Annotated in this window: 12 protein-coding genes; 5 read left to right on the top strand and 7 right to left on the bottom strand. The window is 71.5% G+C overall.

All coding sequences use genetic code 11. The features are described 5' to 3' along the window. Window positions 1-52 precede the first annotated feature (52 nt). Entirely contained in the window at window positions 53-784 is a 732-nt protein-coding gene (locus tag ACIQ6S_RS08030) for a hypothetical protein (protein WP_397607904.1), read from the bottom strand. Between the two features lie 86 nt (window positions 785-870). On the opposite strand from ACIQ6S_RS08030, the gene gpmI reads away from it, so the two are divergent. The 3 genes from gpmI to ACIQ6S_RS08015 are packed head-to-tail and all read left to right on the top strand — an operon-like array spanning window position 871 to window position 4,909. Continuing rightward, window positions 871-2,403 carry a 2,3-bisphosphoglycerate-independent phosphoglycerate mutase gene (gpmI, locus tag ACIQ6S_RS08025; protein ID WP_397607903.1) on the top strand — a complete coding sequence of 511 codons (1,533 nt, stop codon included), beginning with the start codon at window positions 871-873 and terminating at the stop codon, window positions 2,401-2,403. Continuing rightward, on the top strand, window positions 2,400-3,584 hold the full coding sequence (locus tag ACIQ6S_RS08020; RefSeq protein WP_397607902.1) for a murein hydrolase activator EnvC family protein: 1,185 nt from the start codon (window positions 2,400-2,402) through the stop codon (window positions 3,582-3,584). The genes gpmI and ACIQ6S_RS08020 overlap by 4 nt, the downstream gene beginning before the upstream one ends. A gap of 32 nt (window positions 3,585-3,616) precedes the next feature. Further along, a complete protein-coding gene (locus ACIQ6S_RS08015) occupies window positions 3,617-4,909 on the top strand; it encodes a S41 family peptidase (protein WP_397607901.1) in 1,293 nt (430 codons plus the stop codon). 9 nt (window positions 4,910-4,918) lie between these two features. Here the strand turns inward: ACIQ6S_RS08015 and ACIQ6S_RS08010 are convergent, their stop codons facing one another. From ACIQ6S_RS08010 to ACIQ6S_RS08000, 3 genes are read right to left on the bottom strand one after another with little or no spacing between them, the layout of a single operon-like run. Then, on the bottom strand, window positions 4,919-5,596 hold the full coding sequence (locus ACIQ6S_RS08010; protein WP_397607943.1) for a rhomboid family intramembrane serine protease: 678 nt from the start codon (window positions 5,594-5,596) through the stop codon (window positions 4,919-4,921). A gap of 2 nt (window positions 5,597-5,598) precedes the next feature. Next, window positions 5,599-6,288: a general secretion pathway protein GspB gene (locus ACIQ6S_RS08005; protein WP_397607900.1), complete on the bottom strand. Its 690-nt coding sequence runs from the start codon at window positions 6,286-6,288 to the stop codon at window positions 5,599-5,601. A 10-nt stretch (window positions 6,289-6,298) separates the two neighbouring features. Then, window positions 6,299-7,897, bottom strand: coding sequence for an AAA family ATPase (locus tag ACIQ6S_RS08000; RefSeq protein ID WP_397607899.1), 1,599 nt, complete (start codon window positions 7,895-7,897; stop codon window positions 6,299-6,301). A gap of 97 nt (window positions 7,898-7,994) precedes the next feature. Between ACIQ6S_RS08000 and ACIQ6S_RS07995 the strand changes: the two genes are divergently transcribed. After that, window positions 7,995-9,416, top strand: coding sequence for a diguanylate cyclase (locus ACIQ6S_RS07995; RefSeq protein WP_397607898.1), 1,422 nt, complete (start codon window positions 7,995-7,997; stop codon window positions 9,414-9,416). A gap of 7 nt (window positions 9,417-9,423) precedes the next feature. Here ACIQ6S_RS07995 and ACIQ6S_RS07990 read toward each other — a convergent pair whose 3' ends face one another. The 3 genes from ACIQ6S_RS07990 to putA all read right to left on the bottom strand — a co-directional run bounded on the left by ACIQ6S_RS07990 (window position 9,424) and on the right by putA (window position 13,815). After that, on the bottom strand, window positions 9,424-9,855 hold the full coding sequence (locus tag ACIQ6S_RS07990) for a DUF3592 domain-containing protein (RefSeq protein ID WP_397607897.1): 432 nt from the start codon (window positions 9,853-9,855) through the stop codon (window positions 9,424-9,426). Continuing rightward, complete coding sequence (locus ACIQ6S_RS07985) at window positions 9,852-10,571, bottom strand: ion transporter (RefSeq protein WP_397607896.1); 720 nt, start codon at window positions 10,569-10,571, stop codon at window positions 9,852-9,854. Before ACIQ6S_RS07985 ends, ACIQ6S_RS07990 begins: the two co-directional genes overlap by 4 nt. A 67-nt stretch (window positions 10,572-10,638) precedes the next feature. After that, the gene (gene putA / locus ACIQ6S_RS07980; RefSeq protein WP_397607895.1) at window positions 10,639-13,815 is read right to left on the bottom strand and encodes a bifunctional proline dehydrogenase/L-glutamate gamma-semialdehyde dehydrogenase PutA; all 3,177 of its coding nucleotides are present in this window, start codon (window positions 13,813-13,815) and stop codon (window positions 10,639-10,641) included. 194 nt (window positions 13,816-14,009) lie between these two features. Between putA and ACIQ6S_RS07975 the strand changes: the two genes are divergently transcribed. Beyond that, a complete protein-coding gene (locus tag ACIQ6S_RS07975; RefSeq protein ID WP_298337999.1) occupies window positions 14,010-14,510 on the top strand; it encodes a DUF2244 domain-containing protein in 501 nt (166 codons plus the stop codon). Window positions 14,511-14,515 lie beyond the last annotated feature (5 nt).

Below are 14,515 nucleotides of genomic sequence, written 5' to 3'. Positions count from 1 at the left end.
CACTCCAACGTGGAAACGTCCCGTGATTCTAAGCGGGTCGCCTCTCGGCCGCTTACTCGGGCGCGTCTTCGCCCTCGTAGCGCACGGCCGTGGCGCCGCGCACCTCGCCGATGGTGGCCGTGGCGTGCACGTAGAGCTTCACCTCGCGCTTGAACACCATCGGGCCGTTCACCTTGGCCTCCGGGCCGATAACGATGCGCGGCAGCTTCTCGCTGCCCCAGTTCCACCAGCCGCGGTTCGGCTCTTCGATCTCGATGCCGCCGGCCTGCGCGCCGCGGGCGAGGATGATGTCGCCGTTCACCGTGCGCAGCACGCCGCGCACCGTGCCGCCGTCGAGGCGGATGCCGCCGTTCACCGTTTCCAGCTTGCCGGCGACGACGCTGCGCGCGCCGATGCGGATGGCGCCGTTGACGGTTTCGAGGTCGCCCGACACTTCGCCGTCGTCATCGAGGCTGATGCCGCCGTTGACGGTTTCGGCGCTGCCCAGCTTCACTTTGCCGGCGATGCTGATGCCGCCATTGACGGTTTCGGCGCTGCCGACGGTGGCGCCTTCGTCGATGCTGATGCCGCCGTTCACCGTCTCGGCGCTGCGCACGGTGGCGCCGCGCTGGACGCTGATGCCGCCGTTCACCGAATCGAGGCTGTCGTAGGTCTGGCCGGCCTGGGCGGTGATGCTGCCCAGCACCTTCGACTCGCTCGGCGGGGAGTCGGCCAGGGCGTGCCCGGCGCCGACGGCGAGGGCAAGGGCGAGGACGAGCGGGCTGAGGCGGACGGGATGGCGCATGGCGGGCTCCGGGTCGGATTGACGCGGCCATCCTGCCGCCCGCCGGCTAGACTTGTCGCCTCCCTTTCGTCACTGGTGCAAAGGTCATGGCGTCGCGTCCGAAACCCGTCCTGCTGCTGATCCTCGATGGCTGGGGCCATCGCGACGAGACGGCCGACAACGCCATCGCCCTAGCCCGGGTGCCGCACTGGCGCCGCCTGCTGGCCGAGTGCCCGCACACCCTCGTCCACACCGAGGGCCGCTTCGTCGGCCTGCCGGACGGCCAGATGGGCAATTCCGAGGTCGGGCACATGAACATCGGCGCCGGCCGCATCGTCTACCAGGACCTCACCCGGGTGGACGCCGAGATCGAGAGCGGTGACTTCTTCCGCAATCCCGAACTGCTCGCCGCCTGCCACGCGGCCCGCGACGCCGGCGGCACCCTGCACCTGATGGGCCTGCTCTCGCCGGGCGGCGTGCACTCGCACGAGGCGCACCTGTTCGCGCTGATCGAGATGGCGAAGCGCGAAGGCGTCGCCCGCGTGGCCGTGCACGCCTTCCTCGACGGCCGCGACATGCCGCCGAAGTCGGCCGAACCCTCGCTGCGCGCCTTGGCCGAAGCCATGGCGAAGGCCGGTAACGCGCACCTCGCCAGTGTGTCCGGCCGCTATTTCGCGATGGATCGTGACAAACGCTGGGATCGCGTCGAGCTCGCGTTCCGCGCCATGACCGAAGGCGTCGCCGAGTTCCGCGCCGCTGATGGACTGGCCGCGCTCGAGGCCGCCTACGCCCGCGGCGAGAACGACGAGTTCGTGAAGCCCACGGTGATCGGAGGCGCGCAGCCGATGCGCGATGGCGACGCGGTGGTGTTCTTCAACTTCCGCGCCGATCGCGCCCGCCAGATCACGGCGGCCTTCACCGTGCCGGGCTTCGACGGTTTCGCGAAGCCGCGCGCGATCGCGCTGTCGCGCTTCGTCGGCATGGCCGAGTACTCGTCGGAGCTGCCGGCGAAGGTGGCCTATGCGCCGGAAGACCTGCGCGAAACGCTGGGCGAAGTCATTGCTGCGGCAGGCCTCAAGCAGCTGCGCATCGCCGAGACCGAGAAGTATGCGCACGTCACCTTCTTCTTCAGCGGCGGCCGCGAGGCCCTGCTGCCGGGCGAATCGCGCGAGCTCGTGCCCTCGCCCAAGGTCGCCACCTACGACCTGCAGCCGGAGATGAGCTGCCCGGAACTCACCGACAAGCTGGTCGCCGCCATTCGCGGCGGCGAGGTCGATTTCATCGCCTGCAACATCGCCAACCCCGATATGGTCGGCCACACCGGCGACCTGCAGGCCGGGATCAAGGCGGCGGAAGCGGTCGACACCGCCCTCGGCCGCCTGCGCGAGGCCATCGAGGCGGTGGGCGGCGAGATGCTCGTCACCGCCGACCACGGCAACCTCGAGATGATGCGCGACCCCGAAACGGGCCAGCCGCACACCGCGCACACGGTCGGCCCGGTGCCCTTCGTCTACGTCGGCCGCAAGGCCACGCTGCGCGCGGGTGGCGCCCTGCGCGACATCGCGCCGACGGTGCTGCAGCTGATGGGCCTCCCGAAGCCGGCGGCGATGACCGGCGAATCGCTGGTGCAGCCCGCTTGAGGCCAGCCCGCGCGTTCGCGGCCGGAGCGTGGGCGCTGCTGCTGGCGTCGTCGGCCTTCGTCGCGACGCCGTCCTTCGCCCAGGCCCCCGACCCGCAGCGCGCGGCGCGCGAGGCCGAAGCGCAGGCCCAGCTCGATGCGCTCAAGCAGCGCGTGGCGGCATTGGCTGCGGAACAGAAGCGCGCGGAGGCCGAGAAGTCCGAGACGCTGTCCGCCTTGCGCGAGGCCGACGCCCGCGTGGCCGAGGCGCAGCAGGCGGTCGATGCCGCGGACGCCGAACAGGCCCGTCTCGCCGATGCCTTGGCCGCGAAGGAGGCCGAACGGGCCGCGCTGGCCGAGGCCCTGAAGGCGCAGCGCGAGGTGCTGGCCCGGCTGGTGCGTGCCGCGTATGCCGCGGGCCGCCACGAGCAGCTGAAGCTGCTGCTGGCGCAGGATCAGGTTGGTGCCATGGGCCGGGCGCTCGCCTACCACCGCCATGTGCAGGCCGACCGCGCGCGCCGCGTGCAGGGCGTGCTGGCCGAACTCGACGCGCTGGCCGCGCTCACCGCCGACGTGCAGCGCCAGCAGGCCGAGGTCGCGGCGGCCGCGGCGTCGGCCACGGCGGCGCTCGGTGCGCTGGAAGACGAGCGGGAAGCGCGACGCCAGACCCTGGCGGGCCTCGAAGCCGCATTCAAGGGCCGCGAAGCGAGGTTGGCCGCGCTCGGCCGCGACCAGCGCGCGGTCGAAGCCCTGTTGGCCGAGTTGCGCGACGCCATCGCCGACATCCCGAAGCGACTGGACGACGACCGCCCCTTCCCCAGCCGTCGCGGCCAGCTGCCGCTGCCGGTGGACGGTGGGCGCGTGCTGGAGCGCTTCGGTGCCGCGCTGCCCGGCGGCCTGCAGAGCGACGGCGTGCGTTTCGCCGTGGCCCGCGGCACGCCGGTGCGCGCCGTCGCCCCAGGGCGCGTGGCCTATGCCGACTGGCTGAAGGGCTACGGCCTGCTGCTGATCCTCGACCACGGCGAGGGCTGGATGAGCCTTTACGCCCACAACGACACGCTGCGTCGCGGCGTGGGTGACTGGGTGGGGCAGGGCGAGACCCTCGCCCGCGCCGGCGACTCCGGCGGCGCGCCGCAGACCGCGCTGTATTTCGAACTGCGCCGCAACGGCCAACCCGTGGATCCGCGCGGCTGGTGGCGCTGAGCCGCATAATGGCGGCCTCTCCGGTGGACGCCATGCAACTCTCCCCCCTTCCGATCCTCCTTGCGCTCGCCGCCTCAACGCCCCTTCGGGCGCAGGTCGATGCGGCCGTCGATCCGCTGGCGCCCGCGCCATCGTCGGCCGTGCCGCTCGAGGAGATCCGCCGCTTCGCCGAAGTCTTCCGCACCGTGCAGGAGGGCTACGTCGACCCGATCGACGACCGCACGCTGATGCAATCCGCGGTGCGTGCCCTGCTCGCCGACCTCGATCCGCATAGCGCCTACCTGCCGGCCACCAGCGCCAGCGCCCTCGCCGAGGAAGTGCAGGGCATGTACGACGGCGTCGGCGTGGAGGTCGAGGTCCGACCCGACCGCAGCCTCAAGGTGATCGGCGCGATCGAGGGTGGTCCCGCACACAAGGCCGGGCTGCGCACCGGCGACGTCATCGTCGCCATCGACGGCCGCCCCGCCGGCAGCCTTCGCGAGCCCGATCCGTCGCGCGCGTTGCGCGGCACCGCCGGCACCAGCGTCCGCCTCTCGCTGCTGCGCCCCGGCGAAGCCCTGCCGCGCGACGTCGTGCTGGTGCGCCAGAGCATCGCCCTGTCGAGCGTCAGCGGGCGGCTGCTTGAGCCTGGCTACGGCTACCTGCGCATCGGCTATTTCGAAGGCGACACCGCCGACGAACTGAAGCGCCAGCTCGCCGCCTTGCAAGTGGCCTCGGGCGGGCCGCTTTCCGGCCTCGTGCTCGATCTGCGCAACAATCCCGGCGGCCTGCTCACAACGGCCATCGAAGTCGCCGACTTGTTCCTCGAAGGCGGCCCGATCGTCAGCACCCGCGGCCGCACAGCGACATCGAATGTCCTGTACCGGGCCGCCGCCGGCGATGCGCTGCAGGGCGCCCCCATCGCCGTGCTGCTCGATGTCGGCACGGCCAGCTCGGCGGAAGTCGTCGCCGGCGCGCTGCGCGACCAGCGCCGTGCCTTGCTTCTCGGTGCGCGCAGTTTCGGCAAGGGTTCAGTGCAGACCGTCGTCGACCTCGGCAACGGCGATGCGCTGAAGCTCACCACCGCGCGCTACTACACGCCCTCGGGGCGTTCGATCCAGGCCACCGGCATCCTCCCCGATGTCACTCTGCCCGGCACCGCCATCCGCGGCCTGCGCGAGCAGGACCTGCCCACGCACCTGTCCGGCGATGCCGAGGTGCCCGACGGCTACGCGACCGGCGTGATCGTCGAGGGCGAATCCGCGGTGGCCGAAGCGCTTCGACGGGTGAAGCAGGCTGCCGCGGCGCGGCAGGCAACGGCGCGACGCGCCACAAGCGCGGGATAACTGCGGTATTCAGGCGCGCAGTCGCGACCGCCGCGCCAACGATTCCCGCACCGCCAGCGCCACGAGGAAGCCGAAGGCGAAGCCGGCGAGGTGTGCCCACCACGCGACGGCACCGAAGCTCGGCCCCGCCCAAGTGAACAGCAGCTGCAGCACCACCCACAGGCTGATCAGCGCGACGGCCGGCATGCGCACGAATTCCAGCCAGAGGCCGAGCGGCAGCACCACGCCGAGGCGCGCGTTGGGGAACAGGGCGAGGTAGGCGCCGATCAGGGTCGACACCGCGCCCGAAGCCCCGATGATCACGCGGTCGGGCCGGTCCATCGACAGCGCCGCCACGAAGTTCGACACCGCGCCTCCGGCCACGAACAGCGCCAGCAGGCGCCACGACCCGAGCGCCCGCTCGGCGGGCAGGCCGAACACCAGCAGGAACAGCATGTTGCCGAGCAGGTGGGTGCCGCTGCTGTGCAGGCCAAGCGTGGTCACGAGGGTTGCTGCGCGCTCCGGCTGCAGCAGGCTGCGCCAGTCCGCGGCTGCTGCCGAGAGTGCGCCCCAGCGCAGCAGCAGCGCGTCATGGGTGGCGCGGTCGACGAATGCCAACAGGGCGAAGGCGCCGACGCACAGCACCAGCACGAGGGGCGTGGCCCAGCGCCACGTGACGTGGCGGCGCCCTGGCGCATCGACGAACACCATCAGCGCGGAATCCAGAGCACGCGGCCCTGCCAGCCCAGGCGCAGGCCGTCGCGACGGATCTCGAGCAGCGTGAGGCCGGGCTGCAGGGTTTCACCTTCGCGGCGGCGCTGCCCGTCGACAATGGCGAATCGCCGAGCCGGATCGTCCGCATAGACGTGCATCGACACGCGCAGCGCCGGGAGCGCCTCGCCGGACACGGTCGACCAGGGCAGGTCACCGTCGCGCGGGCCAAGCCCTGAGTCCGATGTTGCGGGGCTGACCGCCTCGGGCTCGATGGGCGCGGTGATGGTGGTCTCGGCGGCCGGCGCCGCCGGAACGAGGGGTTCGACCTCCGCGGCGGGCGGAGGCGTCGCGGCCACGGGAGTGGGCCGCGGTGCCGGGGTGATCGATGCCTGTGCGGGCGGCGGCGCGTAGGCGGCGGCCGGCACGGGCTCGATGGGCCCGTCGGGCGCCGCGGCCGCCGGGACCACCGCGGGAGGCGCATCGGCCTCCGGCGCCGCGCGACCGAAGCCCCACCACCATGCCGCGGCGGCGGCCAGCAGCCCGCCCAACAGCAGTCCACCGAGTGCCATCGGCCAGGCCGAGGCTTGGGGTGGTCGGGGCGGGGCGGTATCGCCCAGCAGGCTCGGCGGCGACGCACGGCGGCGCTCGGCTTCCGACCGGCGCAGGGCTTCCAGGATCAGTGACATGGTCGGGCCCTCAATCCAAGGTCCGACGCAGCCGCGGGCCGTCGCTGCGTTCCGCGCCGAGCGAACGCAAGGTGGCCGGGCCCGGCACGCCGTCGACGGCCAGCCCGTGTACCTGCTGCACCTCGCGCAGCGCGTCAGTCAGGGCGGCGTCGAACTCCGAGGGGCCCTGCGGCATGGCCGCCTGCCGCTGCGCCGCCAGTCGTGAGGCTAGCCAATCGACTTCCGGCCCCGTTTCGCCTTCGGCAGGCACGCGCGCCAAGGCCAAGGGGCCGCGCCAGATCGACAAGTGGCGGCCGCGGAAATAGCGGTTGAAGTCGACGCGCGCGATGTCGACGGCGATGTCGCCGAGCCACAGGCGCACGCGCAGCGCGTCCGCGCCGAGCAATACCGCCCAGACGCGTTGATCGTCGGGGCCGTGCAGTTGGATCAGGGCGGGGCGCTGCAGCGCCACCAGGGCGTCGAGGCTGGTGGTGCCGGTCTGGCACAGCAGGCCGGGCGCGAGCACGGGCGGGCAGTCGGCGAGGCGGCGCGGCGTGGCCTCCTGCGCCCGCACTGCCCACATCCGCATCAGCTCGGCCGCGGCCGGCGCTGGCGAGTCGTCGAGTTGGCGAAGCCGCGCCGCGAGCGTCGCGTCATCGAGGCGCGGCGGCGGGATCGGCGTGACCAGCCCCGCGGCGGGTTCGGGCGTCGGTGGCGCAAGAGAGCGTTGCGGCGCCAGCGCGAAGAGCGCGATGCCCACCGCCAGTGCCGCGCCGACCACCACCGGCGTCGAGGGCTTCGGCAAACGCTTCAGCGGGCGCACCAGCACCTCGCGCGCCGCGAGATCGACGAGGCGTTCGCCGACCGGATGTTCGTCGCGCGCGTAGCCGGCGAGCAGGGCGCGCTCGGCGATCACGTTCACCAGCCGCGGCACGCCGCCGGCATGGTGGTGCAGCCGCTTCACCGCGAGACGGGTGAAGGGGAAGCGCGTGGCGCCGGCCACCGCGACGCGATGGCGGACGTAAGCCTCGACCTCGTCGGCGTCGAGCGGCGTCAGGTGGAAGCGCGCGGTGATGCGCTGCGCGAGCTGGCGCAGTTCCGGGCGGTCCAGCAGGTCGCGCAGTTCGGGCTGGCCGAGCAGCACCATCTGCAGCAGCTTCTGCGTCGGGGTTTCGAGGTTGGTGAGCAGGCGCACCTGCTCCAGCGCGTCCTTCGAGAGGTTCTGCGCTTCGTCGATGATCACCACCACGCGAAGCCCTTGCGCATAGGCGTCGAGGAGGTAGGCGTTCAGCCGGTCGTAGAGGCCCTTCAGGCTGCCGCGCACCGTGCTGATCTCGAGGCGAAGCTCTTCGGCGATGGCTTCCAGCAACTCCACCGGCGAAAGCAGCGGGTTCAGCACCAGGGCGACGCGCACATTCTCGGGCAGCTGCTCCAGCAGCAGCCGGCACAGCGTGGTCTTTCCCGTGCCCACCTCGCCTGTCAGCTGCACGAAACCGCCACCGCCGCCCTGGGTGATGCCGTAGTGCAGGTGTGCGAGCGCGTCCCGGTGGCGCTCGCTCAGGTACACGAAGCGCGGGTCCGGTGTGATCGAGAACGGCGCTTCGGCGAAGCCGTAGTACTCGAGGAGCATTCGAGGGAATCACCGGGATGGGCGGTAAGCCTGCCACGGATGCCTGGCCATGCGCAGGGCGCTGGCGGGGGCCGGCGCCCTCTTGCACACTCGGCCGATGCGATGCGCGGCCCTCTTCCTGGTGTTGCTGGCGACCGGCGCGAACGCGGGCCCTCCCCCGCGCTTCGTCCTCGAGCCGGCCGAGCGCGCCTACCTCGACGCCAAGGGACCGCTGCGCCTGTGCGTCGATCCCGCCTGGGCACCGCTCGAGAGCGTCGACGCCTCCGGGCGCCATGCCGGCATCGGTGCGGATGTGGTGGCCCTGCTGTCGTCCCGTGCCGGCATCGAACTCCGGTTGGTGCCGACCGCGTCCTGGGCGGAGTCGATGGCCAAGGCTCAGGCCCGCGAGTGCGACCTGCTCTCCATGGTCACGCGCACGCGGGAGCGGGAGGCCTGGTTCGATTTCACCGAGCCCTACATCGACATCCCCGGCGTCATCGTCACCCGGGGCGACGTGCACCACGTCACCGATCTCGTGCAGGTGCTCGACGAGCCGCTGGGGATCATGCGCGGCTTCTCCACGGTGAAGACGCTGCGCGAGCAATACCCGGGCATCCGCCTCGTCGAGGTCGACAGCTATCGCGAGGGCTTCGAAAAGGTGCAGGCCGGGGAGCTGTTCGGGATGCTGGGCAACATGGCCAGCATCGGCCATGCCTTGCAGGGCGACGGCATCGTCGACCTGAAGATCGCCGGCTGGGCCGGCGACTTTACGCGCCCGGCCATCGCCACCCGCAACGACGAGCCGCAGCTGGGCCGGATCTTCCGCCGCCTCGTCGCCTCGCTGAGCCCCGAGGAGCGCCAGCCGATCCTCAACCGTTGGCTCGCCGTGCGCTTCGATACCGGCTTCGACCCGCGCTGGTTCTGGCGAACCACGGTGCCGATCCTTGTCGGCCTGTTGGCCCTGCTCGCCTGGTCGGTGTCCCTGCGGCGGCTCAATGCCAAGCTGCGCCTCGCGAACGCGAAGCTCGCCGAATCCAGCCGGCGCGACCCGCTGACCGGCCTCGGTAACCGCATGCACCTCGACGAGCAGCTGCCGGCGCGCCTGCACCTGTGCGCGCGCAATGGCCTGCCGCTGGTCGTGGCGATGGTCGACATCGACCACTTCAAGCACGTCAACGATCGCCACGGGCATCCTGTGGGCGATGGCGCGCTGCGCGCCATGGCCGCCGAACTGCGCGCCGCGTTCCGCCGCGAAGACGACCTGCTGGTGCGCTACGGCGGCGAGGAATTCGTTGTGCTGCTCACCGGCGGCAGCATTGAGGAGGCACTCGCCCAGCTGCAGGCGTTCCGCGAGCGCATCGCCGGGGCGATGCTGGATGCCGCGGGCGTGCCGCTGCAGCTGACGGTGAGCATCGGCGTGCAGGCCGTCCGCCCCACCGCCGTCGATACGCCCGAGAAACTGCTGCAGGCCGCCGACGCGGCGCTCTACGTGGCCAAAGAAGAAGGCCGCAACCGGCTGGTGCGCGCCCCTCGCGGATGAGGCGCGCTCAGCGCCGCCGGCCGACGCCCCACAGCCCGAACACCGCGAACAACCCGCCGCCGATGCCCAGCATGATCGGCAGTCCCCACAGGCCCATCGTGTCGTCGGGCAGGGCTTCGCGCGTCGCCGGGTGCACCCGCAGTGCGAACGCGTCGCCGACGTCGTAGCGGGCCTCGCTTTCGGGCTCGTCCCGGCCGCGAGACTGGCCGGCACCGGTGCGCATCCGGCGGGTGTCGTTGGCGACCTTGTACTCGACTACCGCGGTGAACTTGGTACAGGCGCGACGCGGCTTGCGGCCGCAGCGCGTGTTGCGCGATTCGATGTCGACGACGATGCCGCTGGTGGGCACGGCTTGGCGGACGAAGTTCGCCCGCTGCACGCCGATCACACCGGCGAGCGCCAGCAGCACGAGGGCGAAGAGCATCAGCACGGCCTTCATGGCTTGGCTCCCGCGCCGAACAGCCCGCGCACGGTCAGCACCAGCCACGCGAGGAGCGTCGCAGCGAGGGCCACCAGCCACGCCGTGCCGGCCGCGCCTTCCGAAGGCAGGGCCGGTGCCGCGACGATGACACTCCAGCCCAGCGTGCTGCGCAGGGCGCTCGGCAGGTCGGCCCAAGCGCCGGGTTCGGCGAGCACGCCGCCGGCCACGTGGAAGCCGGCCAGCGCGAAGGCGTAGATCGACAGCACCAGCAGGAACGCCGCCGCCAGAAGGTGGAGCCCGGCCGGCAGCCGTCGCTCCACGAAGCTCCGTAGCAGGTCGTTGCCGGAGACGAGGCGCAGCAGCCGCAGCAGGCGGGCGAGGCGCGCCAGGATGGCGACGCCGCCGGCCAGCGGCAGCAGCGACAGCACCACGATGGCGGTGTCGAAGGTGTTCCAGCCGTCGCGGAAGAAGCCGGCCACCGGTTTGCCGTGCGCCAGCATCCGCAGCGCGATCTCGATGACGAACCACGCCGTCGAGAAGGCGAACAGGCCTTCGAGCAAGCTTTCGAATGACTCGCTGGCGCGCGGCAGGGCTTCCACCCCGAGCGCCACCGCGTTGATCGCGATCAGCGCGTGCGTGAAGGCGATGAAGCCCGGGTTGGCGACGAAGCGTCGCAGGCGCAGCGGCCCCTGGCCCGTGACCGCCGGGACGGCCGGGGAGGTCGTGCCGGACACCGGCCCTGTCGCGCCCCCGCGCCGTGTTCCGCCGTGCTTTGCTCCGCCGCGCTTCGTCATCGCGCGCTTACTCGGCCAGCGTCAGCAGCGAGGCGTTGCCGCCGGCCGCCGTGGTGTTCACCGTGAGCGTGCGCTCGGTGGCGAATTTGGCGAGGTAGTGCGGGCCACCGGCCTTCGGGCCCGTGCCCGAGAGGCCTTCGCCGCCGAAGGGCTGCACGCCGACCACCGCACCGATCTGGTTGCGGTTGACGTAGCAGTTGCCGACGCGGACGTTCTTCGCGATGTGGTCGATCGTCGCGTCGATGCGCGAGTGGATGCCCAGCGTCAGGCCGAAGCCGGTGCCGTTGATGTCGTTGATGACGCCATCGAGATTATCGGCCTTCCAGCGCACCACGTGCAGGATCGGGCCGAAGACTTCGCGGTCGAGCTGCGAGAGCGACTTCAGCTCGTAGGCGCGCGGGGCCACGAAGCAGCCGTGCGCGGCGGCTTCGGGCAGCGGCGCCATCTTGATGAGGCGGGCTTCCTTGTCCATGCGCGCGGCATGCGTCTCGAGGTTGCGCTTGGCGTCCTCGTCGATCACCGGGCCGACGTCGGTGCTGAGCAGGCCGGGGTCGCCGATGACGAGTTCATCCATTGCACCGGCGAGCATGTGCATTACCTTGTCGGCGATGTCGTCCTGCACGAACAGCACGCGCGCGGCCGAGCAGCGCTGGCCGGCGGAATCGAAAGCCGAGCCCACGGCGTCCTTCACCACCTGCTCGGGCAGCGAGGAGGAGTCGGCGATCAGCGCGTTCTGGCCGCCGGTCTCGGCGATCAGCGAGGCGATCGGAGCGTTGCGCGCGGCCAACGTGCGGTTGATGGCCCACGCCGTCTCGTTCGAGCCGGTGAAGGCCACGCCGGCCACGCGCGGGTCGCGGGTGAGGCCGGCGCCGACCGTTGCGCCGTCGCCCGGCAGGAACTGCAGCACGTCCTCAGGGATGCCGGCCTCGTGCAGCAGCTTCGTCGCGGCGAAGGCCACCAGCGAGGTCTGCTCGGCGGGCTTGGCGATCACGGCGTTGCCTGCGGCGAGCGCGGCGGCCACCTGGCCGAGATAGATCGCGAGCGGGAAGTTCCACGGGCTGATGCAGACGAACACGCCGCGGCCGTGCAGGGTGAGCTGGTTCGACTCGCCGGTCGGGCCCGGCAGCTTCACCGGCGCGAACAGTTCGCGCGCCTGCAGGGCGTAGTAGCGCAGGAAGTCGACCGCCTCGCGCACCTCGGCCACCGAGGCCGAGAGGCTCTTGCCGGCTTCCTTGACGCACATCGCCATGTAATCCGGCGTGCGCGCTTCCAGCAGGTCCGCCGCTTTCTCAAGAATGACCGCACGGCTGGCGGCGGGCAGGGCGTCCCAGCCGGGCTGCGCCTTCACGCCGTTGGCCAGTGCCTGCTGCACGTTGGCCTCCGAGGCGGCGAGGTACTCGCCCACGGCCTCGCGGCGGTCGGCGGGATTGGTCACCTTCACGGTCGCGCCGAAGGCCGATGCGCCCGGCACCAGCGGCTGGGCCGACCACGGCTTCACGGCGGCGTTGATCTGGGTGGCGAGGTCGCGCAGCTGCGCGTCGTTGGCGAGGTTGATGCCCATCGAATTGGTCCGGGGTTCGTTCTGCGAGCGGAAGAGGTCGCGCGGCTGCGGGATGTGCGGGTGCGGCTTGATGGTGTTGCGTTCCACCGTGGCCACCGGGTCGGCGACGAGGTCTGCGGCGCGCACGCGGCTGTCGGTGATGCGGTTGACGAAGCTGGAGTTCGCGCCGTTCTCGAGCAGGCGGCGAACGAGGTAGGGCAGCAGGTCCTCGTGCGAGCCCACCGGGGCATAGACGCGGCAGGGCACGCCGAGCTGGTCGGCGCCGATCACCTCGGCGTAGAGGTCCTCGCCCATCCCGTGCAGGCGCTGGTACTCGTAGTCACGGCGCGTGCCGCCTTCGTTCGCCATCGCATGGATCGCGGCGATGGTCTGCGCGTTGTGCGTGGCGAACATCGGGTACAGCGCATCGGTGGCGGCGAACATGCGACGCGCGCAGGCGAGGTAGCTGACGTCCGTGTTCACTTTGCGGGTGAACACCGGGTAGCCGCCGAAGCCTTCCACCTGCGCCTTCTTGATCTCCGAATCCCAGTAGGCGCCCTTGACGAGGCGCATCGGCATGCGGCGGCCGACCTGTCGCGCCAGCGCGGCGAGTTCGTCGATCACGAAGGGGGCGCGCTTCTGGTAGGCCTGCACGGCGAGGCCGTAGCCCTCCCAGCCGTCGAGGCTCCGGTCCGCGAACGCGGTGCCGATCACATCGAGCGAGAGCTCGAGGCGCTCGCTTTCCTCGGCGTCGATAGTGAAGCCGATCGACTGCGCCTTCGCGTGCTGGGCCAGTTCCAGCACCATCGGGGTCAGCTCGGCCATCACTCGGGCGCGCTTGCCGACTTCGTAGCGCGGATGCAGGGCCGAGAGCTTCACCGAGATGCTGGGCGCTGCGAAAACGCTCTCGGAGCCACCCACGGAGCGCAGCGAGGCGCCGATCGCGCCGATGGCGTCCTTGTAGGCCTGGAAGTAGCGGGAGGCGTCCTTGGTCGTCAGCGCCCCCTCGCCGAGCATGTCGAAGCTGTAGCGGTAGCGGGCGTTCTCGCCCTTGAGACTGCGCTCCAGCGCCTCGGTGATCGTGCGCCCCATGACGAATTGGTGGCCCATGATCTTCATGGCCTGGCGCACCGCGAGGCGGATCACCGGCTCGCCGGTCCGGGCGACCAGCCGGCGGAAGGCACCGCCGAAGTCGCGGCGGGTGTCTTCGGCGAGGCTCACCACGCGGCCGGTCAGCATCAGGCCCCAGGTCGAGGCATTGACCAGGACGGACGAGGACCCGCCCAGGTGCTTCTCCCAAGCGGCGTCGCCCAGCTTGTCGCGGATGAGCTTGTCGGCGGTCAGCTGGTCGGGGATGCGCAGCAGGGCCTCGGCCACGCACATCAGCAGCACGCCCTCCTCGGAGCTGAGGTCGTACTGGCGCATGAAGGCCTGCACCAGCTCCGGGTCGGCGGCACGGACGCGGGTGCGCTCCACCAGCGCCTCGGCCGTGGCCTGCACCCGGGCCTGGACGTCGGCCGGAAGCCGGGCGGCGGCCAGCAGCTCGGCCAGGTGGTCCGACTCGTCTCGGGCATAGGCCTCGGTGGTGCGTTCACGCGCCGGACCGGGCGCGGCGGGCAGTTCAGGGCTGAGGATGGGCTTCACGCGGTGACCGGCAGCGGCGAGGAAAGGCGGAAGTGTGCCCGCCGCCCCGAACCCCCGTAACCCCCTGCTGTTTGACTCGGGAAATTCCCGCGGTGCCGCCTCCCGGGGCCTTCACTCACAGGGCTTTGCTTGCCCCCCCCGACGGCCGGGCCGTAAACTGCGTCACCTTGTCGCAGGTCCGGTTCGCGTCCCACGTGATCGATGAACTGCCGCCGTCGGTTCCCGGCTCCGAGGCGCAGCTTTTGCTGCGCCCTCGCCGCATCCTGACGTCGCGGCAGTTTTTCGTTCTCTTCGGACTCATTTCGGTGCCGGTCGCGGCGGTGTCGGGCTACGGATTCGCTCTGGGCAACGCCTACGCACCGTGGTTCGCGCTGCTCGATCTGGTGATCGTGGCCGTGGCGCTGCGCGGGGTGTGGCAATCGGGCGACCGCTACGAGCGGATCGTCGTGGGAGAACAGCGGCTTGAAGTGCGCCGTTCGCCCGATGACGCCGCCGTGTTCCAGGCGCATCCCTACTGGGTGCGACTGCGCACGGAGGGCGTGCGTGACGCGCCGGACCACCTGCGGCTGGGTTCGCAGGGGCGCGAGGTGGAGATCGGCAGTTTCCTGCCGCCCGGCGAGCGCAGTGAGCTCGCGGAGCGGCTGCGATGGATGTTGGCGGCGGCCTCGGGCCGTGCGCCGGCCAACGAACATTGAGGTGA

This window comes from Silanimonas sp. (genome assembly GCF_044377035.1).
GTDB lineage: Bacteria > Pseudomonadota > Gammaproteobacteria > Xanthomonadales > Xanthomonadaceae > Silanimonas.
This window is presented reverse-complemented; position numbering and strand designations above follow the sequence as displayed.

Coding starts and splice junctions, on each gene's coding strand:
- ACIQ6S_RS08000 (WP_397607899.1), bottom strand. CDS start 7,897: ATGCTCCTCGAGTACTACGGCTTCGCCGAAGCGCCGTTCTCGATCACA.
- ACIQ6S_RS08005 (WP_397607900.1), bottom strand. CDS start 6,288: ATGTCACTGATCCTGGAAGCCCTGCGCCGGTCGGAAGCCGAGCGCCGC.
- ACIQ6S_RS08030 (WP_397607904.1), bottom strand. CDS start 784: ATGCGCCATCCCGTCCGCCTCAGCCCGCTCGTCCTCGCCCTTGCCCTC.
- ACIQ6S_RS07990 (WP_397607897.1), bottom strand. CDS start 9,855: ATGAAGGCCGTGCTGATGCTCTTCGCCCTCGTGCTGCTGGCGCTCGCC.
- gpmI (WP_397607903.1), top strand. CDS start 871: ATGGCGTCGCGTCCGAAACCCGTCCTGCTGCTGATCCTCGATGGCTGG.
- ACIQ6S_RS07995 (WP_397607898.1), top strand. CDS start 7,995: ATGCGATGCGCGGCCCTCTTCCTGGTGTTGCTGGCGACCGGCGCGAAC.
- ACIQ6S_RS08015 (WP_397607901.1), top strand. CDS start 3,617: ATGCAACTCTCCCCCCTTCCGATCCTCCTTGCGCTCGCCGCCTCAACG.